Source organism: Streptococcus sp. SG1 (assembly GCF_030439935.1).
Taxonomy (GTDB): domain Bacteria; phylum Bacillota; class Bacilli; order Lactobacillales; family Streptococcaceae; genus Streptococcus; species Streptococcus gordonii.
This window is the reverse complement of the sequence record NZ_JAQFJC010000008.1, coordinates 71,478-96,531: the sequence shown is the minus strand read 5'-3', so window position 1 is coordinate 96,531 and position 25,054 is coordinate 71,478. Positions and strand designations below refer to the sequence as shown.

At 40.3% G+C, this 25,054-nt stretch carries 22 protein-coding genes and 1 pseudogene; 20 read left to right on the top strand and 3 right to left on the bottom strand.

What is annotated here, in order from left to right; all coding sequences use genetic code 11:
- Positions 1 to 124 precede the first annotated feature (124 nt).
- From PCY06_RS08070 to PCY06_RS08055, 4 genes are all read left to right on the top strand, one after another.
- Entirely contained in the window at positions 125 to 2,017 is a 1,893-nt protein-coding gene (locus PCY06_RS08070; protein ID WP_082307385.1) for a M13-type metalloendopeptidase, read from the top strand.
- A 148-nt stretch (positions 2,018 to 2,165) separates the two neighbouring features.
- Positions 2,166 to 3,083, top strand: a complete 918-nt coding sequence (locus tag PCY06_RS08065; RefSeq protein WP_082307386.1) for an XRE family transcriptional regulator — start codon at positions 2,166 to 2,168, stop codon at positions 3,081 to 3,083.
- A 143-nt stretch (positions 3,084 to 3,226) separates the two neighbouring features.
- Complete coding sequence (locus PCY06_RS08060; protein WP_105165115.1) at positions 3,227 to 4,156, top strand: ABC transporter ATP-binding protein; 930 nt, start codon at positions 3,227 to 3,229, stop codon at positions 4,154 to 4,156.
- The gene (locus PCY06_RS08055; RefSeq protein WP_082307387.1) at positions 4,149 to 5,027 is read left to right on the top strand and encodes an ABC transporter permease; all 879 of its coding nucleotides are present in this window, start codon (positions 4,149 to 4,151) and stop codon (positions 5,025 to 5,027) included. The genes PCY06_RS08060 and PCY06_RS08055 overlap by 8 nt, the downstream gene beginning before the upstream one ends.
- A 74-nt stretch (positions 5,028 to 5,101) precedes the next feature.
- Here the strand turns inward: PCY06_RS08055 and PCY06_RS08050 are convergent, their stop codons facing one another.
- Positions 5,102 to 5,800, bottom strand: a complete 699-nt coding sequence (locus tag PCY06_RS08050; RefSeq protein ID WP_185758148.1) for an ion transporter — start codon at positions 5,798 to 5,800, stop codon at positions 5,102 to 5,104.
- 295 nt (positions 5,801 to 6,095) lie between these two features.
- Entirely contained in the window at positions 6,096 to 6,659 is a 564-nt protein-coding gene (locus tag PCY06_RS08045) for an isoprenylcysteine carboxylmethyltransferase family protein (RefSeq protein WP_048777655.1), read from the bottom strand.
- A 164-nt stretch (positions 6,660 to 6,823) separates the two neighbouring features.
- On the opposite strand from PCY06_RS08045, the gene leuS reads away from it, so the two are divergent.
- The 15 genes and pseudogenes from leuS to PCY06_RS07970 all read left to right on the top strand — a co-directional run bounded on the left by leuS (position 6,824) and on the right by PCY06_RS07970 (position 21,260).
- A complete protein-coding gene (gene leuS, locus PCY06_RS08040; protein WP_082307388.1) occupies positions 6,824 to 9,325 on the top strand; it encodes a leucine--tRNA ligase in 2,502 nt (833 codons plus the stop codon).
- A 169-nt stretch (positions 9,326 to 9,494) separates the two neighbouring features.
- Positions 9,495 to 9,767 carry a hypothetical protein gene (locus PCY06_RS08035; RefSeq protein WP_046164639.1) on the top strand — a complete coding sequence of 91 codons (273 nt, stop codon included), beginning with the start codon at positions 9,495 to 9,497 and terminating at the stop codon, positions 9,765 to 9,767.
- A gap of 1 nt (position 9,768) precedes the next feature.
- Positions 9,769 to 10,128 carry a hypothetical protein gene (locus PCY06_RS08030; RefSeq protein WP_046164638.1) on the top strand — a complete coding sequence of 120 codons (360 nt, stop codon included), beginning with the start codon at positions 9,769 to 9,771 and terminating at the stop codon, positions 10,126 to 10,128.
- Positions 10,119 to 11,726 carry a virulence protein gene (locus PCY06_RS08025; protein WP_096755002.1) on the top strand — a complete coding sequence of 536 codons (1,608 nt, stop codon included), beginning with the start codon at positions 10,119 to 10,121 and terminating at the stop codon, positions 11,724 to 11,726. The genes PCY06_RS08030 and PCY06_RS08025 overlap by 10 nt, the downstream gene beginning before the upstream one ends.
- Before the next feature lie 14 nt (positions 11,727 to 11,740).
- Positions 11,741 to 12,352: a hypothetical protein gene (locus PCY06_RS08020; RefSeq protein ID WP_082307389.1), complete on the top strand. Its 612-nt coding sequence runs from the start codon at positions 11,741 to 11,743 to the stop codon at positions 12,350 to 12,352.
- On the top strand, positions 12,349 to 12,972 hold the full coding sequence (locus tag PCY06_RS08015; RefSeq protein WP_096755003.1) for a hypothetical protein: 624 nt from the start codon (positions 12,349 to 12,351) through the stop codon (positions 12,970 to 12,972). The genes PCY06_RS08020 and PCY06_RS08015 overlap by 4 nt, the downstream gene beginning before the upstream one ends.
- Entirely contained in the window at positions 12,969 to 13,598 is a 630-nt protein-coding gene (locus PCY06_RS08010; protein WP_082307390.1) for a hypothetical protein, read from the top strand. The genes PCY06_RS08015 and PCY06_RS08010 overlap by 4 nt, the downstream gene beginning before the upstream one ends.
- Complete coding sequence (locus PCY06_RS08005; protein WP_082307391.1) at positions 13,595 to 14,224, top strand: hypothetical protein; 630 nt, start codon at positions 13,595 to 13,597, stop codon at positions 14,222 to 14,224. Before PCY06_RS08010 ends, PCY06_RS08005 begins: the two co-directional genes overlap by 4 nt.
- A pseudogene (locus PCY06_RS08000) lies at positions 14,221 to 14,838 on the top strand (hypothetical protein). Before PCY06_RS08005 ends, PCY06_RS08000 begins: the two are co-directional and overlap by 4 nt.
- Positions 14,835 to 15,461 carry a hypothetical protein gene (locus PCY06_RS07995; protein ID WP_082307392.1) on the top strand — a complete coding sequence of 209 codons (627 nt, stop codon included), beginning with the start codon at positions 14,835 to 14,837 and terminating at the stop codon, positions 15,459 to 15,461. The pseudogene PCY06_RS08000 and the gene PCY06_RS07995 overlap by 4 nt, the downstream one beginning before the upstream one ends.
- Positions 15,458 to 16,093 (top strand): hypothetical protein, encoded by a 636-nt coding sequence (locus tag PCY06_RS07990; RefSeq protein ID WP_082307393.1) that lies wholly within the window; start codon positions 15,458 to 15,460, stop codon positions 16,091 to 16,093. The genes PCY06_RS07995 and PCY06_RS07990 overlap by 4 nt, the downstream gene beginning before the upstream one ends.
- A gap of 280 nt (positions 16,094 to 16,373) precedes the next feature.
- A complete protein-coding gene (locus tag PCY06_RS07985) occupies positions 16,374 to 17,411 on the top strand; it encodes a Zn-dependent alcohol dehydrogenase (RefSeq protein ID WP_053794385.1) in 1,038 nt (345 codons plus the stop codon).
- A 412-nt stretch (positions 17,412 to 17,823) separates the two neighbouring features.
- Positions 17,824 to 18,423, top strand: a complete 600-nt coding sequence (locus PCY06_RS07980) for a nitroreductase family protein (RefSeq protein ID WP_053794899.1) — start codon at positions 17,824 to 17,826, stop codon at positions 18,421 to 18,423.
- A 273-nt stretch (positions 18,424 to 18,696) separates the two neighbouring features.
- Positions 18,697 to 19,386, top strand: a complete 690-nt coding sequence (locus PCY06_RS07975) for a VIT family protein (protein WP_048774665.1) — start codon at positions 18,697 to 18,699, stop codon at positions 19,384 to 19,386.
- A gap of 164 nt (positions 19,387 to 19,550) precedes the next feature.
- A complete protein-coding gene (locus PCY06_RS07970; protein ID WP_082307394.1) occupies positions 19,551 to 21,260 on the top strand; it encodes an alpha-L-fucosidase in 1,710 nt (569 codons plus the stop codon).
- Positions 21,261 to 21,295: 35 nt separating this feature from the next.
- On the opposite strand, the gene PCY06_RS07965 is transcribed toward PCY06_RS07970, so the two are convergent.
- Positions 21,296 to 23,389 (bottom strand): GH92 family glycosyl hydrolase, encoded by a 2,094-nt coding sequence (locus PCY06_RS07965; protein ID WP_082307395.1) that lies wholly within the window; start codon positions 23,387 to 23,389, stop codon positions 21,296 to 21,298.
- A 160-nt stretch (positions 23,390 to 23,549) separates the two neighbouring features.
- Between PCY06_RS07965 and PCY06_RS07960 the strand changes: the two genes are divergently transcribed.
- The gene (locus tag PCY06_RS07960) at positions 23,550 to 24,926 is read left to right on the top strand and encodes a hypothetical protein (protein WP_082307396.1); all 1,377 of its coding nucleotides are present in this window, start codon (positions 23,550 to 23,552) and stop codon (positions 24,924 to 24,926) included.
- Positions 24,927 to 25,054 lie beyond the last annotated feature (128 nt).

Sequence of the window (25,054 nt, the reverse complement as noted above, 5' to 3'; positions counted from 1 at the left end):
ATATACCTTAACATAAAAATTAAGTCAAGTTAATTTTGCAAAATATGGGAAATATTTAACAAAGATTTGAAAATCAAAGCTATTTTTGATAAGGTTATATCAAAAGTATGAAAGTGAGAAAAAGATGACACGACTGCAAGATGATTTTTATGATGCAATAAATGGCGAATGGGCCAAGACAGCTGTTATTCCCGACGATAAACCAGTTACAGGTGGCTTTATGGACTTGGCTGAGGAAATTGAAGATCTCATGCTCTCTACGACTGACAAATGGTTGGCTGGCGATGGAGTACCAGAAGATGCTATTCTGCAGAACTTCGTTGCTTACCATCGCCTAGCAGCGGATTATGACAAGCGGGAAGCAGCAGGAACTGAGCCTGCGCGTGCTTATATTGATGAGATTCGCAACCTAGCGTCTTTTGAAGAATATGCTTCTAAGATTGCTAATTTTGAGTTGGCCGGTAAGCCGACTTATTTCCCTTTTGGTGTGGCGCCTGACTTTATGGATGCCCGTATTAATGTCCTTTGGGCTGACGGACCGGGAACGATTTTGCCAGACACGACCTACTATGCAGAGGACCATCCGCAGAAGGCTGACCTGCTTGCAAAATGGCGAAAGGCACAGGAAGATTTGCTAGCAAAATTTGATTTTACTGAAGAGGAAATCAAGGATATTTTAGACAAGGTTTTAGAGTTGGATGCTGTTTTTGCTCAGTATGTTCTTTCTAATGAAGAGAGCTCTGAGTATGCTAAGCTCTACCATCCTTATAAGTGGGACGATTTCAAGGCCTTGGTGCCGGAATTGCCTTTGGCAGATATTTTTACCAAGTTAATCGGTCAAGAACCCGACCAAGTCATTGTTCCTGAGGAACGCTTCTGGAAAGCAGCTAAAGATATTTATACAGCTGCAAACTGGGATAAACTTCACGCTTTGCTAATTCTCTCTGCGGTTCGCAATACAACCCCATATCTAACGGATGACATCCGTGTTTTAGCAGGTGCTTATCAACGTGCTTTATCAGGAACTCCTCAAGCTCAGGACAAGAAAAAAGCTGCCTATTACCTAGCTCAGGGGCCTTTTAATCAAGCGATCGGTCTTTGGTATGCAGGTCAAAAGTTCTCACCAGAAGCTAAGGCAGATGTGGAGCAGAAAGTGGCAACGATGATTGAAGTTTACAAGAACCGCCTAGCTCAGAATGACTGGCTAACACCAGAAACTCGTGACAAGGCCATTGTCAAACTCAATGTTATCAAGCCTTATATTGGTTATCCAGACGAGCTTCCTGAGCGCTATTCTCGCAAGGTTGTGGACGAAAATCTGACGCTCTTTGAAAATGCTCAGAAGCTGAGCCAGATTGATATTGCTTATAGCTGGAGTATGTGGAATCAACCAGTAGATTACAAGGAATGGGGTATGCCAGCTCATATGGTCAATGCCTACTACAATCCGCAGAAAAATCTGATTGTCTTTCCAGCAGCTATCCTGCAGGCGCCTTTCTACGACCTGCACCAGTCTTCATCAGCTAATTACGGTGGTATTGGAGCGGTCATTGCCCATGAGATTTCTCATGCTTTTGATACCAATGGTGCTTCCTTTGATGAAAATGGTAGCCTTAATAATTGGTGGACGGAGCACGACTATCAAGCCTTTACTGAACGGACTCAAAAGGTCATTGACCAGTTCGAAGGACAGGATTCCTATGGTGCTAAGGTCAATGGTAAGCTGACTGTTTCAGAAAACGTGGCAGATCTGGGCGGTATTGCAGCAGCCTTGGAAGCAGCCAAGAAAGAAGCAGATTTCTCTGCTGAAGAATTCTTCACCAACTTTGCTCGTATCTGGCGGATGAAGGGTCGAGAAGAGTACATGAAACTTCTGGCAAGCGTCGATGTCCATGCGCCAGCCAAGCTTCGGACCAATGTGCAGCTGCCTAACTTTGACGACTTCTTTACGACCTTTGATGTCCAAGAAGGAGATGGCATGTGGCGAAGCCCTGAAGATCGTGTGATTATTTGGTAACAAACAAGTCATAAGAAGACGTAAAAACCTGACTGGAGGAGCTTCAGACGAAGTTCTTTGGTCAGGTTTTTATTTGTAGCTGTAGAGATAAATTTTGATAATCAAATTATGCTATAATAGGAAATATCTGGAAGAAGGAGAGCCTGATGTGGAATTTAAGGAAGAGCTAGGACAGAAAATTCAATCTCTAAGAGAAGAAAAAGGCTTGAGTCGTCTGGCGATTTGTGGGGAAGAAGACATTTTGACAACGCGGCAACTACAGCGAATTGAAAAAGGCCAGTCTCTGCCTACCATCGCGACAGCTCTCTATATTGCTGAGCAACTGGAAGTATCACTGGATACACTAGCAAATAGAGAGCGATTAGAGTTACCGTCTGGCTATTTTGAATTGAAGTATCGCTTGGAAAAGCTATATCACTATGGCGATGGAGAACGTCTTCAACAGAGAGAAGAGCTGATCGAGGAAATCTATCGGAAGTATTTCGATCAGCTCCCTGAGGAAGAACAACTTTATCTTCAGATTAAGCAGGCCAAGAACGATATGGTTTTAACGGAAAATATTGCCTATGATCAAGGCTTAATAGATGAATATCTGGATCAGGCTTTGGCCAAAGAAAAGTTGACGGAAATGGATCTAGAAATCATTGATTTACGCCTGTTGGCGCTTGGTTTGAAAGATTTTGACAAGAAGGAGTTTACTTGTTTGCTAAACAAGTTACTTGAGGCGGTAGCTGATTATCCGACCAATGGATTGGAAAAAATTCAGGCCAGAATCATTTTTGCGGCGGGGGTCTTGTCTCACTATCAAGAATATGACCGACTACCCGAAATATTAAGAGTCCTAGAAGAGCTGATGTTGAGGAGAAACGACTTTCAAGATCGTGTCTTTAGCTATGCGCTTCAGTGGAAAATCGCCCTCTTCTTGGAAAATAATCTCGAAAAAGCTGAGGACAACTATCAAAAGGTAAAGTTAATGCTAGAGCTATTGCCAGAAGATGTCCTTAAGGAGAATATGAGACTGGACTGGGAGCAGGATATAAGCCGCTATAGTAAAATTGATGAATAAGCAACAGAACTCTGTGAGTCTAGGAACTCATAGAGTTTTTTAAATAGGACATGAATGTCCTCACACTTCGGTTAAATGATCTCTTATAATAGTGGGAGTAGAAAAAAGAAGTTACTTCTTCTTGAGGAAGGAATTTGGGAAAAATGGAAATTAGATTAAAAAATATTAAGAAAAACTATGGCTCCTTTGAAGCCTTAAAGGGAATTGATTTAGTTTTGGAAGAAGGCAAGTTCTATGGTCTTCTTGGGCCCAATGGTGCTGGTAAAACGACTCTCTTTAATCTCCTCATTCAAAATTTCAAACAAAGCTCAGGAGATATTAGCTGGGAAGTTGACGGGCATCCTCTATCCGTAAAAGATTTTTATCGCCATATCGGAATCGTTTTTCAAAGCAATCGTTTGGATGAAAATTTAACAGTAGAGGAAAATTTGGTATCTAGAGGTGCCTTGTATGGCTTATCTAAGACCAAGGTCTTGGAGAGGATGAAGGATTTACAAAACTATCTAGATGTTGCATCTATTAAAAATAAAAACTATGGGAGCTTGTCAGGAGGGCAGAAACGTAAAGTAGATATTGCTCGTGCTCTGCTACCTCGACCATCACTTTTATTGCTGGATGAGCCAACCACTGGTCTAGATCCGCAATCTCGACATGATTTATGGGATGCCATTTATCAGTTGAATAAGAAAGATAATATGACGGTAGTTCTCATCACTCACTATTTAGAAGAGATGGCTGGATGTGATATTCTACATGTTTTAATTTCTGGGAATCTTTATTGCTCAGGAGATATTGCTACTTTTATTGAAAAGCATTCAACAACTAACTTGAATTTGCTTTTAAAAGAAGGGCAGTCTGTAACATCACTATCGATATCACAATTTATGAACAAAAGTCAAGTTTTGTCAGAAAGAGAGATTGTTTTTAAAGATGTTTCTGTTGAAGAAATGATGGAAATTATTTCTGAAAACCAAGATAAGTCTATCATTGAAGCATTTAATGTGGAATATTCAAACTTGGAAGCAGCTTATTTGAATTTATTAAAAGAAACAGGAGGAGAAATGAATGTTTGAGTTAATTTCTAGAAATAGGAAAGTATACACGAGAGATCGTTTGGCGTTTTTCATGTCATTCTTGTCAGTTATTATTTTAATTTTAGTCTATCAAGTCTTTCTAGGCCAAATCCAGATTGATGCCATTAAGGAAGCATTAGGTAGCGACACTGCTTCGAGCGATACGATTAAGATGGTAAACTATTGGTTGATATCAGGTTTGACGACGATTGTTTCTATGACCAGTACTTTAGGAGCGTTTGGAGTAATGGTCTCAGATAAGGAAAAGAAACTGAGTGAAGATTTCAAGGTTAGTCCCATTTCTAATTTCAAGGTTGAACTATCCTATGCTATTTTTGCAATCCTATTTGGGATGATCCTCACCATGTTCTCTTGTGTCTTTGCGATTGGGATTTTCAACGGTTTTAGTTCACTTCTAGATTATTCGGCTATGGACTATCTAAAGATTTTTGGAATTGTTAGCTTATCAACAGTCTTATCAGCTACTATGGTTCTTCCTGTATTAGCCTTTATTCGAACAAGTTCAGCTTTTACCACTTTGAGTTCAATCGTCGGTACCTTTATCGGATTTATTTCAGGAGTTTATCTTTCTATCGGATCAGTTGGGGAAACATTGCAGCAGGTTATGACTTGGTTTCCTATGACACAAGTGAATGCACTTTTAAAACAAGTTTTGATGAAAGACTCAATTGCTCAAGTATTTGATAGTGCTCCACCTTCGGTGGTAAATGAATACAAGGAATCCTATGGAGTAGTATTGCAGAATGCTAGTGGGAATCATCTTTCTAATCAATTCATGCTAGTTTATATTTCAATGATTATTGTTGCTCTATTAACACTCCACTTTTTTATTAAAAAGGTTAAGAAATGAAAGGGACCTCAGCTAAAATTGTATAAAAGTGAATGCATATACAAAAAACCTGTTTAGGGTTCCCTAAACAGGTTTTATAGTTCTTTGATCTCTTTCATATAACCAGCTGTAATGATACCAGCGGGGAGTGCAACAATTGCAATTCCTAAAAATGAAGAGATCATTGTAATGATTTTTCCGGTAGTTGATATCGCGTAAATGTCCCCATAGCCAACCGTAGTCAGGGAAATCGTTGCCCAATAAAGGGCATCAAAAAAGGTAAGGAAAGTACTAGGCTCTACGTTGAAAATGACAAGGGCGGAAACAAAGATATATCCAAGTGCTAAAACCCCTACAATAATCAGACTGTCTTTCTGTTTTTTTAAGACATTTGTCAAAATCAGAATGTTCTTGGAATAGCGGAAAAATTTAAAGATACGCAGGGTACGAAGCATACGTAAAATCTTAAATAGGCGCAGACTGTCATTTAACAAAAAGAGTGATGGTAAAATGCAGAGCAAATCAGCCATAGCCAAGAAAGTAAAAGGATAGAGGAGGAAAGAAATCTGTCCTTTCTGTAATTTATAATCGGCAGTGACAAGCCTAAGAACATAGTCAATAATAAAAATAATCGTTGTTATAAGATCAAGCCAAATGAAGATTCCTGAATGACTTTTTGAAGTTAGAGGAATTAAACTGACAATGATGGCCAAGATCATAAAAATATCGTAGGCTTCTTCAATAAAACTTTCCTGCTGATGGGGCTCAATAATCTGAAACAAAGTCTTTCTCATAATCATAGATCTCCCTTATTCATATGAATTTAATTTTAATTCTATCTGTTTTTAAAGATAAGTCAAGGTAAATCAACAAAGATTTTCCCCATTCTCCATTTTTAGCGTCTTTCAAAATCCTTTGAGAAAGTTACTATAAAAATGAAATTCAAGCTCATATCATATTTATATAAATGAGGTTGCTTTTGAGAAAAATATACAGTAAGAATCCGGATTTGGATAAATAAAAGCAAAATAGAAAACAAGCCACCTTTCAACTATAAGGCTGACAAGGCGGCTTGTTTTTTTGGTGAGATTACCAGATGTAAGGAAAAACTCGGTATCTAACCTTTTGGCAATATGCTTCGTAATTTTTTCCAAAGTGATTACCTAAGGCTTTTTCTTCTACTTTAAGCCGAATGCTATATCCTACCACTAGTAAAATAAGACAGATAATGATTGTAAAAGGATTTAGTGAAGTAATCGATAGGCCAAGGATAGACAAGATACTGCCAGTATAAGCAGGATTTCTCACAATAGCATAAGGGCCATGGTCTACTAATTGTTGACTATCGGTTGTTTGAACGGCCAGTGTGAAGTTTTTTCCGAGATAATTGACCGCATAGATCCGCAATACGAACCCTGCTAGGGAGATGAGGATTCCAACATAGATCAAAAAAGGAGGCAATTGAGCTATAGAAGGTAGAAGTTGTTCATTCATTAATAGAAGACAACAAACAACACTACCAATAATGATGTAGCGACTTCCTTTGTCTGCAGAATCATTTACATTGTTTGACTTAGTTTTATTTTTAATCCACATTTCTGTGCTAATAAAAATAACAAAGAAAACATAAGTGAAAATAGTTTGTAAATTCATGATTATTCCTCCGGTTAGAATTATACACCTTTTAATTTTGGAGGTCAATCAAAGATTAACGCTTTAGAAATGGCTTATAGTTTTTATCGGTGAAAACTGGATTCCGTCTTTCAAAATCCTTTGAAAATGGTATAATAGTAACATCACAAAAGTTGGAGATAAATATGAGTACTTATAATCATAGAGAAATCGAGCCTAAGTGGCAAAAATACTGGGCAGAGCACCATACATTTAAGACTGGTATGGACAAGGACAAACCTAACTTTTATGCGCTTGACATGTTTCCTTACCCATCAGGAGCGGGGCTCCATGTAGGGCATCCGGAGGGCTACACGGCGACAGATATCCTCAGCCGCTATAAGCGGGCTCAGGGCTATAATGTCCTGCATCCTATGGGCTGGGATGCCTTTGGTTTGCCAGCTGAGCAGTACGCTATGGATACGGGGAATGACCCGGCAGAATTTACAGCGGAAAACATTGCCAACTTCAAACGTCAAATCAATGCGCTTGGATTCTCTTACGACTGGGACCGTGAAGTCAACACAACAGATCCAAACTACTACAAATGGACTCAGTGGATCTTCACCAAGCTTTACGAAAAAGGCTTGGCCTATGAAGCCGAAGTACCAGTAAACTGGGTAGAAGAGCTGGGAACGGCTATTGCCAATGAGGAGGTTCTACCAGACGGCACTTCTGAGCGCGGTGGTTATCCAGTTGTCCGCAAGCCTATGCGTCAGTGGATGTTGAAAATCACAGCCTATGCAGAGCGTTTGCTCAATGACTTGGAGGAGCTGGACTGGCCAGAGTCTATCAAGGATATGCAGCGCAACTGGATCGGCAAGTCAACCGGTGCCAATGTAACCTTCAAGATTAAGGACACAGACAAGGACTTCACCGTCTTTACGACTCGTCCGGACACCCTTTTTGGTGCGACCTATGCTGTTTTGGCTCCAGAGCATGCTCTCGTTGATGCCATTACAAGTGCCGAACAAGCTCAAGCAGTTGCAGACTACAAACATGCAGCCAGCCTCAAATCCGACCTGGCTCGGACTGATCTAGCTAAGGAGAAGACCGGTGTCTGGACAGGAGCTTATGCTATCAATCCTGTCAATGGCAAGGAAATCCCAATCTGGATTGCCGACTATGTGCTTGCAAGCTATGGAACAGGGGCTATCATGGCCGTTCCTGCCCACGATGAGCGCGACTGGGAGTTTGCTAAGCAGTTTGATTTAGAGATTATTCCGGTTCTAGAGGGGGGCAATGTTGCTGACGCTGCTTACACAGAAGACGGTCCGCATATTAACTCTGGCTTCTTAGATGGCTTGGACAAGGCTACCGCTATTGAAAAGATGGTTGCTTGGCTGGAAGCAGAAGGTGTCGGAAACGAAAAAGTCACCTATCGCCTGCGCGATTGGCTCTTTAGCCGTCAGCGCTACTGGGGTGAGCCGATTCCAATTATTCATTGGGAAGACGGGACTTCAACGGCTGTTCCTGAAAGTGAACTGCCACTTGTCCTGCCTGTAACTAAGGACATTCGTCCTTCTGGTACCGGTGAAAGTCCTCTGGCTAATCTGACTGACTGGCTGGAAGTCACTCGAGAAGATGGTGTAAAAGGACGCCGTGAAACCAACACCATGCCTCAATGGGCTGGTTCTAGCTGGTATTACCTGCGTTATATTGACCCGCACAATAATGAGAAATTAGCAGACGAAGACCTGCTCAAGGCTTGGCTTCCAGTTGACATTTACATCGGTGGTGCAGAGCACGCCGTGCTTCACCTCCTCTACGCTCGCTTCTGGCACAAGTTCCTCTATGATCTTGGAGTGGTACCGACCAAAGAGCCTTTCCAAAAACTCTTTAACCAAGGAATGATTTTGGGGACTAGCTACCGTGATCACCGTGGAGCACTTGTGGCGACTGACAAGGTGGAAAAACGTGATGGTTCATTCTTCAACATCGAAACGGGAGAAGAATTAGAGCAAGCACCTGCTAAGATGTCTAAATCTCTGAAGAATGTAGTCAACCCAGACGATGTAGTAGAGCAATATGGTGCTGATACCCTTCGTGTTTATGAAATGTTCATGGGGCCACTGGATGCGTCCATTGCTTGGAGCGAGGAAGGTCTGGAAGGCAGCCGCAAGTTCCTTGATCGTGTTTACCGTTTGATGACAAGCAAAGAAATCGTTGCGGAAAATAGCGGAGCTCTTGACAAGGTATACAACGAAACAGTCAAGTCTGTCACAGAGCAGCTTGAGGAGCTCAAGTTTAACACGGCCATTGCCCAGCTCATGATCTTTGTCAATGCAGCCAACAAGGAAGAAAAACTCTATGTCGAATACGCCAAAGGCTTTATCCAATTGCTGGCGCCTTTCGCACCACACTTGGCTGAAGAACTCTGGCAGTCACTAGCTCAAACTGGCGAGAGTATCTCCTACGTAGCTTGGCCAACTTATGATGAAAGCAAGCTTGTCGAAGCAGAGGTCGAAATCGTAGTTCAAATCAAGGGTAAAGTTCGTGCTAAGCTAGTCGTAGCTAAGGACTTGAGCCGTGAGGAATTGCAGGAAATCGCTCTGGCAGATGAGAAAATCAAGTCTGAAATCGCCGACAAAGAAGTCGTGAAAGTGATTAGTGTACCGAATAAACTTGTTAATATCGTTGTGAAATAAACTTCTTAACCTCAGAATGTCGTTTCTGAGGTTTTTTTATTGTTCACTTTTATTAAAACCGACAACTGTAGAAATTTATAGAACCGGTATCAGAATTCCCTGCTCACGCTTCTTCTTTCGCCTTGGATGTGGTATAATAGCTGAAAAATTATGTAAAGGAAAGAAGCTAATGGGGAAAATACAATCAAGTACAATTTCAGCAGCAGACGCAATCAGTGAGTTAGTTGATCTTGATACAAGTAATGCGCAAAATCAACAAGTTGAATTTTCCTATACGACTGGAATTGCTGGGATGGAAGCTGGCCGTCAGGCCTGCAATCAAATGTTGCAGGCTGTCAGTGATTTCAGCTCAGCTGTTCTAATCCAGGCCAATAAAATTCCAGAGATTGCTGCTAAAATAGAAAAACGCGACATAGAAGAAGCCAAGCGCTGGGAGAGTTAAGATGAAAACTGATAAAAGTGAAAAAGAACGTCAGGAACTCCATGAGAAAATTTTACAAGTAGAGCAAAAAGAAGATGAATTTATGCTTCTCAAACGTCAATATGAGAATTCTCTGGGGAATTTTGCAACAGATTTTCAATATTTAACAACTCAAATGGAAAATCTTCTTTATGAACACCCGCAAAATGCTGCTGCTCTCAGTCGTGATTTAGCGGATACTCAGTCTCTTAACCAACAGGTCAAGAATTATGTGGATGTTCAGATGGATGAACTGGGAAAACTCAGTCATCAAACAAGAAATGCTATGGAAGAAGAGCGAGAAAAACTGATTAAAGAAAGGAATAGTCTGCCGTGGGAGTAAAATATAGTGCAACGGATTCTGCCCAGCTGATCCAAGCAATGGGCAATAATTTGCAGATAGCTAATCAAGTCACAGATCGGCTGTCAAGTGGTTGTGATCACTTGGTTGCTTCTTTAGAATCAGGTGAACTTCAAGGTGCAGCTTATACAGCTGGTAAAGGCCTATTTACTGAGATTATTATCCCTGCTATCAAGAAGCTACAAGAGGCTATTGATGATATTCAGGGAGAGCTTGCTTCCTATAAAAGTGCTGATTCCGAGGTGGCTGGATATGGCGAATTGGACTTGGATCTACTGAAGGAACAGCTGAAAATAAAAAATGAGCAACTGGCAAAAGTAGAAAAGCAGATTGCAGATAATCAAGATTTTTTCCGTAATGCAGGAGCTCTGCTGACAGGTAAGCTGGGAGACCTTTTATCTCAGACATCTGCTTTAATGGAAGTTGAAACTCAACTAAATATCGGTATTCGAGAAATTCAAGAAAAAATAGATAAACTAGAATGGTTTGTGGCTCAGGTGTCTCAGTATTTCTCAGATAGCCTGCAGGTCTTGGGCTTAGCTATTCAGGGGGCAAGTCAGCTCAGTCATATATTGCTGGATAGCGATGGTAATTATTCAACTGAAGGCTTGAATATGAGTTGGGTAGAAGAAATCAAAAAGGCAAAGATTCAGACTATTTCAAAGAAAAGGTATCTGGAACCTAAAGAACGACTGATTCAAGAAGCTTCTCGCAATATGATGCTATCGGATGAAGGTGATGCTTATTATCGTAGCCAACTCAAGGAAAAATTAAAGGGTAAACCTCGTTCAGAATGGGATAAGATTGTTGATGATTATAACCATACCCTAAAAATTGACAATGAAGGAAACATAATTGATATAATTGATTTTAGTGATTATGATAGTTCTTTCTACGTTGTAAATAAAAATGGTCGTTACGATGAACAGTATACTAACCAGATCAATGAGGAATTACATAAACTAGAAGCAGAAAATGCTGAAGCTAATTTAGGAGCAGTGGCTCAGGGGCTTGTAGAAATTTTAGCTGGTATTGGTGTTTACTTTGGAGGAACAGTTGCTGAGGCTGTAGGTTTATTCTTTGGACTAGAATCTGCTGGAACTTCTGCAATTGCTGGTATAGCAGTGGCTGATTTGAGCTATGCTTTTGGCGGAAGTTTAGTAATAGATGGTGCCAGAAATATAGGTACAGCTATTGTTAAAACGAATATAGCCAATGGCAAAATCAGCCTAAATACAGCTAGTAACTACGACAGCTGGCAGGCCAATAAACCGACGAGTAAGACCATTTCTGGCAGGGGTGGTAAACTTATTGAAGCCCGAGTAGGAAATCGAAAAGTGAAGCTTCGTGTGGATTGGGAGCCAAATAGTGGTACTAATGGTGATGGAGTATTCCAGGTTCAATCTGGAAGTGGGAAGTCGGGGTACAATGTAGATGCTCATTTAGATATAAATGGAATTACTGGTAAAGATTCTATCCTGAATTTTATAAACAATCACCCTCAATTGAGAAATCTATCAAAGAGTGTTAAAGAAGAGATATTTAATAGAATTTGGAAAACATACCAAAATAATTATTGAAACTAGGAGAACAAATGAAACTATATCTTAAAGGCAACTACAAAACTAGTATTTACCAAGTCTGTATGGAATATCCTTGGAAAATGTGGTTCAAAGAACGTAAGGGAGTGAAAGTTGGTTTTTCTTACGCACGTGATGATGATTTCTATTTTAGCGTTAGTTTGGATAAATTTTCTTCAAATGATGAGCGATGGGGAGTGACTGATTTTAAAATAGGAGATAATCCATGGAATTCATTTAAATATGAGTATCTAATATTGGATTTTGAAGATTCTTATGAAAGTGATGGGCGAGAAAAAGGAGACTATCTTCGAATCATCACGACTCATAAGGATATTCTAACGGTTGATAAGCGAGCACTCTATATCATGGCGATTGAAGTTGCATCTGCTATTGACGGTCACATCAGCGAAGACGACAAAGAAACATGGCTGAGCATTGAAGAATTTAAAACGAAACATAAAGATCTACTGAATTTGACCTACGACGAAGCAGTCGATATTAGTTTAGAAGAGATAAAGGTTATGAAAGCCATTGACGAGCCCCTCTGGGAAGAATTGGATAGAAAACGCGAAGAGTATATCCGAATTCATGGAGAAGTGGAGTTGGACGACGAGGACGAATGAAATTATACCTAAAAGGCGATTATACAAAAAAAGTACCTTATGGTTATTTAGAACTTGCTGGTAAAATGTGGTTTCCAGAAGATGAGCAAATTTCTTACTCAAATGCTGGGAACAATGATGCATTACAAGAAGATTTTTTCTCAAATTTATCCTTGAGGAAAGGCACTGCTGATAAGAGATGGTCTAGTGTCCCCCTAAAGGAAGGGGTACGAAGACTCTTTTCACATATTAAGGAATGTATTGAAATCAATTTTGAAGATGCATTTGCTACAGATTATAATGAAAAGGGAGACTATCTCCGTATTTTAACCAGCCATCTAGAAATTTTGACAGTTGATAGACGCGCGATGTACATTATGGCACTTGAGATTGCAAAGGTGATTGACGGGCAAATTAGCGAGGATAATAAGAAGACATGGCTGACAATCGAGGAATTCAAGGAAAAGCACCAAGATATCTTATCTTTAACCTTTGATGAAGCAAATGAGATGAGTTTGGAAGAAATTCAAACGATCGACGCCATTGACGAGCCAATCTGGGAAGAATTGGATAGGAAGCGCGAGGAGTATATCCAAATCCATGGTGAAGTGGAGTTGGATGACGATGAGGAAGACGAGTGAGACTATATATCAAAAGTGATTTTACGAAAAAAATAGACTTCACAACTAGAGAGCTTGTTTGGAAGATGTGGTTTAAGGAACGGAATGGCAAGAAAATAAGTTACTCCAACGTTGGTGATGATGCTATGTTACAGGATGATTTTTACTTTGGTGTTCGGTTACACAAATGGTCTTCAGTTGACGAAAGATGGGATAAGGCTCCTTTTATAATTCCTAGTAATCCTTGGTTGTCTTTAGAATATGAGAGTATAACACTTGAATTTGAAAAAACTTTCATTACAGAGTGGAGAGAACGTGGAGATTATCTACGTATCGCAACATCTCATATAGATGTTTTAACAGTAGACAAACGTGCCTTATACATTATGGCAGTTGAGGTTGCGAGTGCAATAGATGGGTATATCAGCGAGGATGACAAAGAGACCTGGGTGGATGTAGAGACTTTTAAGGAGTTGCACAAGGATGTTCTTTCACTGACTTATGATGAAGCGGTTGAAATTAGTTTGGAAGAATTAAAGACAATGGTACCAGTAAGAGATCCTCTATGGGAAGAGGAAGAACTGCTTCGCGAAGAGTACATCAAAATCCATGGTGAACGAGTTTATGACGACGAGGAAGACAAGTGAAATTATATATAAAAGGCGATTTTACTAAAGAAATTCCGTTTGATTATTTAGAACTAGCGAAGAGAATGTGGTTTGATACTAAAGATGGTAAGCGAGTAGATTTTTCTTATTTTGGAAATACTCGCCCATTTAAAACAGACCCAACTATTCACTTAAAATTAAATAAGTGGATGCATGATAATAGATGGAATAATGTTCGGTTGAAAGAAGGGATTACCAACGAATTTGGAAGTCATATATATGAAAACCTTGAATTAGATTTTGAAGATAATCCAGCAACAGACTATCGAGAAAAAGGAGACTGTCTACGTTTAGCTTCTACCCACCTTGATCTTCTAACTGTTGATAAACGTGCCTTCTATATTATGGCGATTGAAATTGCGACTGCTATTGATGGTCAGATTAGCGAAGATGATAAAGAGAGCTGGTTAAGTGTGGAGGAATTTAAAAAACGGCATGAAGACATCCTTTCGATGAGTTATGAACAGGCTAATGAGATGAGCCTTGAAGAAATTCCGTTTATGGATGATGTTCGAGATCCAGTTTGGGAAGAAGACGACCGCAGGAATGAAGAATACATTAAAATCTATGGAGAAGTGGAGTTAGACGAAGAGGAAGACGAGTGAGACTATATCTTAAAGGCAACTACGAAACTAGTATTTATCAAAACTGTATGGAATATCCTTGGAAAATGTGGTTCAAAGAACGTAAGGGAGTGAAAGTTGGTTTTTCTTATGCACTTGATGATAATTTTTATTTGAGTTTAACTCTAGATAAATTTTCTTCAAATGATGAGCGTTAGGGAATGACTGATTTTAGAATAGGAAAAGACTCTTGGGCGACTTTTAAGCGTGAAAATTTAAATTTAAATTTTGAAGATTCTTATGAAAGTGATGGGCGAGAAAAAGGAAACTATCTTCGAATAATCACGACTCATAAGGATATTCTAACGGTTGACAAGCGAGCTCTCTATATCATGGCGATTGAAGTTGCATCTGCCATTGACGGTCAAATCAGCGAAGACGACAAAGAAACATGGCTGAGCATTGAAGAATTCAAAACGAAACATATAGACCTACTGAATTTGACCTACGACGAAGCAGTCGATATTAGTTTAAAAGAGATAAAGGTTTTGAAAGCCATCGACGAGCCCCTCTGGGAAGAATTGGATAGGAAGCGCGAGGAGTATATCCGAATCTATGGAGAAGTGGAGTTGGATGACGAAGAGGAAGACGAGTGAGAATTTATATCAAAAGTGATTTTAAGCAAAAAATAACATTTACTACTAGAGAGCTAGTTTGGCAGATGTGGTTTAAGGAATGGCGTGGTCATCCAATTACATACTCAAACGTCGGTGATGATGAGATGCTACAAGATGATTTCTTTTTTGGAGTTCAATTTGATAAATGGCGATTTAATGATAAACGATGGAATCATATACCATACGACAAGAGCGATCCTTGGAATTCGTTTTCTGATGAAAATATTCAATTGGAATTTGAAAATGATTTTATTACTGATGGGAGAGGACGTGGAGAAAACCTTAGGATTGCGACCACCCATATGGACATTTTAACGATTGACAAGCGTGCGATGTATGTCATGGCTGTCGAGGTTGCTGGTGCAATTGATGGGCAGATTAGCGAGGATGACAAAGATACCTGGGTGGATGTAGAGACATTTAAGGAGTTGCACAAGGATGTTCTTTCACTGACTTATGATGAAGCGGTTGAGCTTAGTTTGGAAGAATTAAAGACAATGGTACCAGTAAGAGATCCTCTATGGGAAGAAGAAGAACGGCTTCGCGAAGAATATATTAAAATCCATGGTGAACGTGTTTATGACGACGAGGAAGACGAGTGAGACTATATATCAAAGGCGATTACACCAAAGAAATTCCGTTTGATTATTTAGAACTAGCGAAGAGAATGTGGTTTGAAAATTATCAAGGAGAAAGCATCCCTCTCTCCTATTCTGGTTTTCTTCAAATCAGAGATAGGAATGATATAGCCATTCATCTAAAACTAGATAAACAGGATTATGATGAACGTTGGTTGCATATTCCGATACAAGAAGGGCTAAAATATCGTTTTTATTCACAAATTGATGAATATTTGAATTTAGATTATGAAGATGCTTATGTAACAGATTTTCGCGAAAATGGAGACTGTTTACGTTTGGCTTCTACCCATCTTGAATTGCTCACTCTTGATAAAAGAGCGTTCTATATCATGGCTATTGAGATTGCCACAATATTTAATGGACAAATCAGTGAAGATGATAAGAAAACATGGCTAACAATCGAGGAATTCAAGGAAAAGCACCAAGATATCTTATCTTTGACCTTTGATAAAGCAAATGAGATGAGTTTGGAAGAAATTCAGACGATTGATGCTATTGACGATCCTATTTGGGAAGAGTTGGATAGAAAGCGTGAGGAGTACATCAAAATCCATGGTGAACGTGTTTATGACGATGATGAAGATGATTTTTAAGAGTAAGCTATGATACGAGAGTCTGATTAACACAGAAGACCATCATGTCCAGTATTTCAACTATATATTATGAACAAGACCTTGAGAATATTTTCTCAAGGTTTTTTGCTAGATTTTTAAACATTTATTAAACTAATCAAATTGATTACTTAATTAAGAGCAAACAAATGTCGCAAAAGGGGAAATTTTCATTAGAAGCTTCAAGCCCATATTCTACTTACAAAATAGATAATAAAGGTGTATACTAAAAGCAAGGAAGAATAGAAAGCAGGATTATTCTATGAAGAAAACAGTCTATACAAAAGCTGGTCAGGTTGGTCTTGTTGAAGTGGGCCGTCCGCGAATAGAGGCGCCAGATGATGCTCTCATTCGTATCGTTCGGACCTGTGTCTGTGGTTCAGACCTGTGGCATTATCGCAATCCAGACATCGAAAAGGGCCATCAAAATAGTGGGCATGAAGCTATCGGGATTGTTGAAGAAATTGGTGAAGGGATCACAACGGTTAAGCCTGGTGACTTTGTTATTGCTCCCTTTACTCATGGATGTGGGGAATGTGATGCTTGTCGGGCAGGATATGACGGTACCTGTGATCGTCATGTTGGTAATAATTGGTCTGATGGTGTGCAAGCAGAATATATGCGCTTCGAATATGCCAACTGGTCCCTGGTCAAAATCCCAGGGCAACCCTCAGATTACACAGAAGGTATGCTAAAATCTCTCTTGACGCTAGCTGATGTCATGCCAACAGGTTACCATGCAGCGCGTGTTGCTGACGTCAAGCCAGGTGATAAGGTAGTTGTCATTGGTGATGGAGCGGTTGGACAATGTGCAGTGATTGCTGCTAAAATGCGTGGGGCTTCCCAAATCGTCCTCATGAGCCGTCACGAAGACAGACAAAAAATGGCGCTAGAGTCAGGAGCGACAGCTGTTGTAGCTGAACGTGGTCAAGAAGGAATTGCCAAGGTGCGTGATATTCTAGGTGGTGGTGCAGATGTGGCTCTAGAATGTGTTGGGACAGAAGCTGCCGTTGACCAGGCGCTGGGAGTTCTTCATAATGGTGGTCGGATGGGTTTTGTTGGGGTTCCTCACTATAACAACCGTGCTCTTGGATCGACCTTCGCTCAAAACATTACGGTGGCAGGTGGAGCAGCCTCTGTTACCACCTACGACAAGCAAATCTTGCTGAAAGCTGTCCTGGATGGGGACATTAATCCAGGACGTGTCTTCACTTCCAGTTATAAACTAGAAGATATTGATCAAGCCTATAAAGACATGGATGAACGCAAGACCATTAAGGCTATGATTGTGATTGATTAGAAAAGAGTCTAGTAGAATTGTTGTCTACTAGACTTTTTGTTAGAGTCATTCTTAAATTGCTGTTGAACCTTTCTGTCTGTTCCCCATGAAAATGAATTTACGGGCCAATAAAAGCTGAGCTTATATGCGAAAAGAAGTTCTATGGAGTCTATTATTATCTGCGTGCAAACGATAGAATAAGTTTATCAGCTTGTTGGCCTTTACTGAGTAAGATTTGTAGATAAAGAAGGTCTTGTGGCATAGGTAGATTTAGGAAAATAAAAAATATCAAAAAAATTATCACTAATTATTGACAATATTTCGAAAAGCTGTATAATAGATAATGTAATAAATATCATTACAACAAAGAAAGGGTGCTATGAATATATTTAACGGATTCAAACAATTTTTTAAACAGAAAGAGGAAAAAACAATGACAAACTTTTCAGATTTACAAGCCAAACGCCGCTCCATCTATGCTTTGGGCAAAGATGTAGAACTCACAAACCAAGAATTGATTGATACTATTCAAGGAGCAATTCTCCAAACACCAACAGCTTTCAACTCACAAACATCACGAGTTGTGATTCTGTTGGATGAAGAGTCAGATGCTTTCTGGAATGAGATTGCTTACTCAGAACTTGAAAAAGTGACTCCAGCTGAAGCTTTTGAAGGAACAAAGGAACGCTTGGCAGGTTTTGCTCAAGCCAAAGGAACCATTCTTTTCTATGAAGATCAAGACGTTGTCAAAGGTCTTCAAGAGCAATTCCCGCTTTACGCTGAAAATTTCCCAATTTGGTCAGAGCAAGGCCACGGAATTGCCCTTTATGCGACATGGTTGGCTCTAGCTGAGCAAAATATTGGTCTCAATGTGCAACACTATAACCCATTAGTAGATGCACAATTGGCTGAAAAATATGATATTCCAGCCAACTGGAAACTCCGTGCTCAAGCACCATTTGGAGCAATCAAGGCACCAGCTGCTGACAAAGAGGTTCAAACAGAAAACCGCTTCAAGGTATTTGGAAATTAATAGATAAAGAAAATCCCATCTGGAACTAGATGGGATTTTTAGTTTGTTCTCAATCCTTTAAAAAGTGGACGGGAAAGACGATATAGGAGCATAGTGAAAAGATTCAGAAACACTCCTAAAAGATAAATAGAGTTTGAAAGGTTTCAGATGGTAGAAATCTGCTACCTTTTCTCTTAAATCGTCGGACTTTTCTCATTTTCCTATTTTTCCTTGTATTAGTTTGAAGCTTTATTTATAATGATTATAAATAAGAAATAAGGGAGAATAATATAAATGGAAGAGCATAAAATTGATAAGAACTTTAGTGGTCGGCTGAATATCTTGCGAGCTGGGGTTTTAGGAGCCAATGATGGTATTATTTCTATCGCAGGAGTAGTCATCGGGGTGGCCAGTGCGACGGACAATGTTTGGATTATCTTTCTGTCTGGTTTGGCAGCTGTCTTTGCCGGGGCATTTTCTATGGCAGGCGGAGAGTATGTGTCTGTTTCTACTCAAAAAGATACAGAGGAGGCTGCTGTTGCCAGAGAGCGGGAGCTTTTAGAGAAGAATCCAGATATTGCAAGGCAGTCTCTCTATGCTGCCTATGTCCAAAATGGTGAGTGTGAGACTTCTGCTCAGCTCATGACCAACCGGGCCTTTCTCCAAGATCCGCTGGAGGCCTTGGTGGCGGAAAAGTATGGCATCGAGATCGAGGAATTCACAAATCCTTGGCATGCGGCCATCTCTAGCTTTTTAGCTTTTGCAGTTGGTGCGCTTTTTCCTATGATTACCATTATCCTGCTTCCTGCCCATATCCGTATCTGGTCAACGGTTGTGATTGTGGCCTTGGCGCTTTTGGGAACGGGTTATACCAGTGCTAAGTTGGGCAAAGCACCGCTCAAAAATGCTATGCTTCGAAACCTCGTGATCGGTCTTCTAACCATGGCGGTCACTTATCTGGTCGGACAGATTTTTGCGATTTAATTTGAGAGAAAAATTAAAACGAGCTTCCCTCTTCAACAAATTATAGAAGAAAGAGTGGCTTTTTAGGAAGTTATCTGGAAGGTGTTGTTAGCGCCTTCTTTTTTTGTTATAGTGGTGCTAGCAAAGAGATTTACTAGAAAAGAAAGAGGCGGATAGATATATTTATGAAAAAAATGGACGAAATTGCAGATCTTGCTCCCTTACCTTCAGCAGCCCAGCTGGCTTATCATCGAGATGAGTTGGCGGCTTTTATTCATTTTGGCATCAATACTTTTTATGAGCAGGAATGGGGCAATGGTCAGGAAGATCCTCGTCTTTTTAATCCGTCTAAACTGGATACGGGTCAGTGGATTAGGATTTTGAAAGAGTCTGGATTTAAAAGAGTAGTTGTCGTAGTCAAGCACCATGACGGTTTTGTCCTTTATCCGAGTCGCCACACAGACTATACGGTGGCAGCCAGCCCCTGGAGAGATGGCAAGGGAGATCTATTGGCAGAAATTTCACGCTCAGCTAGTATGTATGATATGGATCTGGGCCTTTACTTGTCTCCTTGGGATGCTCACAGTCCACTCTATCATATTGAGACTCAAAAAGCCTATAATGAATATTATCAGAAGCAACTGGAAGAAATTCTGAGTAATCCGCTTTATGGCAATAAAGGGAAATTTGTAGAAATCTGGATGGATGGGGCGCGTGGTGAGGGTGCACAAAAGCTTACCTATGATTTTGAATCTTGGTTTGAGACCATTCGTCATTACCAAAAAGACGCTCTGATCTTTTCGACAGAAGCGACTGAATTGCGCTGGATAGGAAATGAAAGAGGTCGGGCCGGAGATCCCTTGTGGCAGAAAATTCGACCAGAAAAACTAAGTGAGAATACTCCGTTGGCCTACCTCTGCCATGGGGATCCGCAAGGAACACAGTATTCCTTGGGAGAAGCTGATGTATCCTTGCGCTCGGGCTGGTTTTATCATGCGAGTCAGCAACCCAAATCTTTGGCTGATCTGCTGGATATCTATATGGATTCCGTTGGACGAGGGACCCCCCTCCTACTCAACGTGCCACCAACCAAAGAGGGACTATTGGCTGAAGAAGATGTCCAGCGCTTGCAGGAATTTTACCAGGTCGTTTCAGATTTATATACGGATAATCTAGCCTTCCAGGCCAAGGTGAGCTGTAGTAATGAAAAAGAAGGCTTTCCATCTAGTCATCTGACAGATGGACGGGAAGATACTTTCTGGGCGCCAGCTTCAGACGAGTCAGCCTATGTCTTAGAAATTGACTTGGGCCAGACTCGTAGCTTTAATCTCGTTGAAATTCGAGAACCCATTGCTAAAGGTCAACGAATCGCAGGCTTTACCTTAGAAGTGAAGCAAGAGAATGGCTGGACTGTCTTTGCTCGTGGTCAGACCATTGGTTACAAGCGCCTACTCTTAGGACAAATGGTTGAGGCTCGCTATTTAAGATTGACCCTGACGGATTTTCAAGCTCTTCCTCTTTTGAACAAGTTTGCAGTCTATAAGACACCGGCTGTGCTGGAAAAGAAAAATACGATTGCTGGTTTAGAATTTTCAAAAATAAGCTCTCCTCTTGTCGGAGGGCAAAACCTTTCCATCAGCCTCAGCCGTTTGGACAATGTGGAGGATAGAGAGAAAATTCAGATAGTCACGGAGCCCGGTACTGGAACGCATGGGACGGCTTATCTAGATCAGGTTTGGGAAATCACATTTGACTCTGGGGAGCAGACGAAAGAAATTAAGCTATCGACTTTAGCTTTTACAGGTCAGGAAGACTTAGATTTTTATCTTTGTGCTTGTCGAGAGGACGGTCGACAAAATCGGGTCAAAATCATGGTCAAGCCAAGCTCAGAATAAAAACGCGGAACTTTTGTTCTGCGTTTTTTTGTTTATTATTCTTTTGAAGAATTTGGTAGCCAAGATAAGTGGAAGTCTAGGCGCTTGGCAACTAGCAGTTCTTCATGGGAAATGTGTTGCAATGCCTGCCCATCTAACTCGGTTTTAGTCACAAACTGGAAGTGAGGGTAGTTGTCATGAGCATAAATGTCTAGCCATGTTTGACTTTGTGGTAGATACAAACGTAGATGATTGAAGAGAGGAATACCTAGGTCGTAAAATGGTTTTCCAGGACAGGTCGGATAGAGCCCGATGGCGCTCCAGATGTACCAAGCAGAGAGGCTACCATTGTCTTCGTCACCAGGGAAAGCTTGCCAGCCAGGTCGGAAGCCTTGCTCTCTCAGGCTTTTAATAAGTAGACTTGTATACTCCGGTTTGTCGCTGTAGCGGAAGAGATAGGGGATGTGAAAGCTAGGCTGATTCGAAATGGCTAGTTGACCAAAGTGTGCTGTCGCCATTTCACTCATTTCGTGAATTTCATAGCCATAGCCTGTTACGTCAAAGAAAGGCTGGTCCTGACAGAGCCTGGTTAGATAATCAGTGAAAGCTGTTTGTCCTCCCATTAGATTTTTCAATCCTTCAATATCATGGAAGACACTGAGTGTATTTTGAATAGCTGAGCATTCTGCATAATCTCTACCCCAAGTATATGGAGAAAAGTCTGGCCTGAATTGACCTTTCCGATCTTTGGCTCTCATATAGCCTGTTTCTGGATCGAATAGATGCTGGTAATTAAGAGACTGCTGTGAGTATCGTTGAGCAACTTGTTCTTGTTGGAGTTTATTGGCAAGACTGGCAATGCAAAAATCACTATAGCTATAGTCTAGGCTATGACTGACACTTTCATGGTAGTCAAATGGCAGGTATCCTAGAGTTTGATAGTCCCAAGCTCCTTGCCTGCCGTATCGTTTAGAAGGGTCTTCCTTCTCTGCTGTCTCTAACATGGCTTGGAAAAGATCTTTTTCTAAATCAGGTATGAGATTTTTAGCGGCAGCATCTGCAATGACACCGTCTATCAAGGTACCTGGCATCATGCCCCGTTCGTCAGGAGCAAGCCACTTTGGTAAAAATCCTGTTTCTTTGTAGAAATTCAGAAAGCCTTCTAGAAAGTCATGATAGGTATCTGGAGCCATAAGGGCTAATAGAGGAAAGCTAGTACGAAATACATCCCAAAAACCGATATTGGTAAAGAGTTTCCCTGGCTGAACAGTCTGGTGGCTAAAATCCCAATGGATTTCTTGACCTTCTGCATCAAGCTCATAAAAGGTTTGAGGAAAGAGAAAGAGCCGGTAGAGAGCTTGGTCAAACATCCGACGGTCTATTTTGCCTTGGTCTACAATATCAAAACGATGGAGAAAGTATTCCCAGTCCCTCTTTGTTTCTTCTTTGAGTTCGTCAAAGGAAGACTGGGGTAGATTGATCAGGGCTTGTTCTTCTGATATAAAAGATGTGGCTAAGGAAAATTGCAGTTGGCTTTGCTCGAAGTCTAGGACAAGGTCTTGGTCTAAGAAACTCTGTTTTTTGATAGGTTGGTCAAAGCGCAGGCAGACATGCATGACTAAGGACTGCTTGGCTGGCTTGGTTTCTTCCTTGAGGCTACCTAAGAGAGTGTTGGCATCTACTTGCTGGAAAACCATCTTTGCTTCACTATGGAGGATGAGACTGATAGGTTGCCCTCTCTGGTTGGTCAGCCGAAAACGAGCTCCGTAGCGACTAGGAGTCAGCTCAGTGCTGATCTGGTAGCGGTTGGAGTTGATTTTTAGATAATGAGGCTGGAAGATACTCTCGTCTGGTCGATAAGAAGACTGGCGGTGGTAAATATCTGAATGCAGTATCTTTTCTGAGACAGGAGTTATGAGAAGCCATGAGTAGTCACCAATCCAAGGACTGGGTTGGTGGGTCAGACGGATGCCTTGGAAAATAGGTGAGTCTGGATTAAAAAACCAAGATCCGTCTGTATGGCTACTTTGAGGTACAAAGTAGTTCATACCAAATGGTGCCCCTGTATAGGGTAGGGTATTGCCATGTGAAATGCTATGGGAATTGTCCGTTCCATAACGGGTGTCAATTGTTTCTAGTATTGGTTTCATAATAAGGCTTTCGTAGGATTTTTTGTTTAGTATATCATGAATTAATTAATAAATAAATGAATTTAAAATAGTTGTTAGCTCTATAAATATCTGTTAAGCATTTACAAATTTTCATTCTTTTGCTAGAATTGTAACAATAAAAAGGCAAAGGGGATATTTTATGAGTGATTCAGTAAATAATACGAATAACGAAGAATCTGTAGAGAAGATTGAAAACAAGCCTACAGAGGAAGTAAAGTCAACTGTTACTCAAGAACAGCAAACAGTGGAAGCAACAGTTTCTGAGCAAGTCCAAGACGACCACTCTGAAAAAGAAGTGGTAGAAAAGAAAAACTCTGAGCCAGCACAACAAGAAGGCGCAAAAGTGTCAACTGAAAGTTCTACTCAACAGTTTGATGCCCAAAAAGTAGTTGAAAAAGCTAAAGGATTATTTGCAACAAAACGCAAGGAAGTCATTGCGGCTCTTGTGGCAGTGGCAGTCATCATTGTAGCTTTTATAGGATACAATGTTATCCAGTCACAACCACAAAGTTTGATTAACGATGTAAAAGTTGAATTTTCTGGTTATGAAGGATCTGGAACAGTGACTTATAATAGTCAAGATATTGCTGAAAAAGTGGCAGAGTTATCTTACCAAAAAGCTGGTTTTAATAAAGAGCAGGCAGCTGGCCTGGCTAAGAGAGACTCTATTACTTACGCACAAGTGTCAGGAGACACTAAGTTGGCATCTAAGCTAGTTCAAGCGGAAGCTATGATTAATAGTGTTCGTTATGAATTTGATAAAACAAATGGTCTTAAAAATGGTGATGAGGTTACTTTCGCTGTAACAACGAACTCAAAAAATTCACCATTCAAAGTTGAAAAGAAGACTTTCAAAGTTAAAAACTTGAAAAAATATGAAAAGGTTTCAGCATCTGATTTGCTCAAAGAGACTCCGGTAACCTTCTCAGGATTTAATGGTTATGGTACGATCTCTATTGCCGAAAATGATGATGACGAAACTTATTTCGAATTTGAAAATGGTAAACGTCCTACTAACCTTAAAAATGGGGATAAAGTAACATTAGAAGTTAGCTCAGATTATATCGATACTCTGAAATCTTCAGGGAAAATGGTTGATAGCAAGACTGTTGAAGTAACTGTTGAAGGTTTGAAAGAGTTGAAAGATGTGAAGAATTTTGCTGATCTTTTGAAGAAGAATGAAGATTACAGCAAGTCTGAACACAAAAACGATTCATTTAATACTTATGTTTTGGAATCACAGGGAAGCTACTTAAAAGTAATTCCTGGTGAAGATAAAACATCAACTGGAAAAATTGCGCTCATTACAGTTTATAAAGTGACACACACTGGAATTGGTGGATCTACTGATGTTCGTTACAAGTACTTTGGTTATGAAGCTTACTTGTTGAAGGATGGCAATCTAGACCTTGAAACGGCAGAAAAGATTTCTAGTTGGGGAACTGAAGACTATGAAGGGTTGAAGGCAGAGCTTGCAACTGACGGATATAAAGAATATTCAGAGAAGTCAAATTAGAAAAAGTTGGGGAATCCCAACTTTTTTTTCATAAGTTTGTTTCAAAACGACTTTAGTTTGTGTATATATTTTGAAAACGGTTTAGCCTATACTAGAGGATGTAAAGGACTATGAAAAAGGAGAAAATA

Excerpts from the sequence above, each read along its gene's own strand:
- PCY06_RS08055 (WP_082307387.1), top strand. The coding sequence starts at position 4,149 with ATGTTTGAGTTAATTTCTAGAAATAGGAAAGTATACACGAGAGATCGT.
- PCY06_RS08015 (WP_096755003.1), top strand. The coding sequence starts at position 12,349 with ATGAAATTATACCTAAAAGGCGATTATACAAAAAAAGTACCTTATGGT.
- PCY06_RS07960 (WP_082307396.1), top strand. The coding sequence starts at position 23,550 with ATGAGTGATTCAGTAAATAATACGAATAACGAAGAATCTGTAGAGAAG.
- PCY06_RS08045 (WP_048777655.1), bottom strand. The coding sequence starts at position 6,659 with ATGAATTTACAAACTATTTTCACTTATGTTTTCTTTGTTATTTTTATT.
- PCY06_RS07970 (WP_082307394.1), top strand. The coding sequence starts at position 19,551 with ATGAAAAAAATGGACGAAATTGCAGATCTTGCTCCCTTACCTTCAGCA.
- PCY06_RS08050 (WP_185758148.1), bottom strand. The coding sequence starts at position 5,800 with ATGAGAAAGACTTTGTTTCAGATTATTGAGCCCCATCAGCAGGAAAGT.
- PCY06_RS07975 (WP_048774665.1), top strand. The coding sequence starts at position 18,697 with ATGGAAGAGCATAAAATTGATAAGAACTTTAGTGGTCGGCTGAATATC.
- PCY06_RS08020 (WP_082307389.1), top strand. The coding sequence starts at position 11,741 with ATGAAACTATATCTTAAAGGCAACTACAAAACTAGTATTTACCAAGTC.
- leuS (WP_082307388.1), top strand. The coding sequence starts at position 6,824 with ATGAGTACTTATAATCATAGAGAAATCGAGCCTAAGTGGCAAAAATAC.
- PCY06_RS07980 (WP_053794899.1), top strand. The coding sequence starts at position 17,824 with ATGACAAACTTTTCAGATTTACAAGCCAAACGCCGCTCCATCTATGCT.
- PCY06_RS08035 (WP_046164639.1), top strand. The coding sequence starts at position 9,495 with ATGGGGAAAATACAATCAAGTACAATTTCAGCAGCAGACGCAATCAGT.
- PCY06_RS08070 (WP_082307385.1), top strand. The coding sequence starts at position 125 with ATGACACGACTGCAAGATGATTTTTATGATGCAATAAATGGCGAATGG.
- PCY06_RS07965 (WP_082307395.1), bottom strand. The coding sequence starts at position 23,389 with ATGAAACCAATACTAGAAACAATTGACACCCGTTATGGAACGGACAAT.
- PCY06_RS07985 (WP_053794385.1), top strand. The coding sequence starts at position 16,374 with ATGAAGAAAACAGTCTATACAAAAGCTGGTCAGGTTGGTCTTGTTGAA.
- PCY06_RS08030 (WP_046164638.1), top strand. The coding sequence starts at position 9,769 with ATGAAAACTGATAAAAGTGAAAAAGAACGTCAGGAACTCCATGAGAAA.
- PCY06_RS08060 (WP_105165115.1), top strand. The coding sequence starts at position 3,227 with ATGGAAATTAGATTAAAAAATATTAAGAAAAACTATGGCTCCTTTGAA.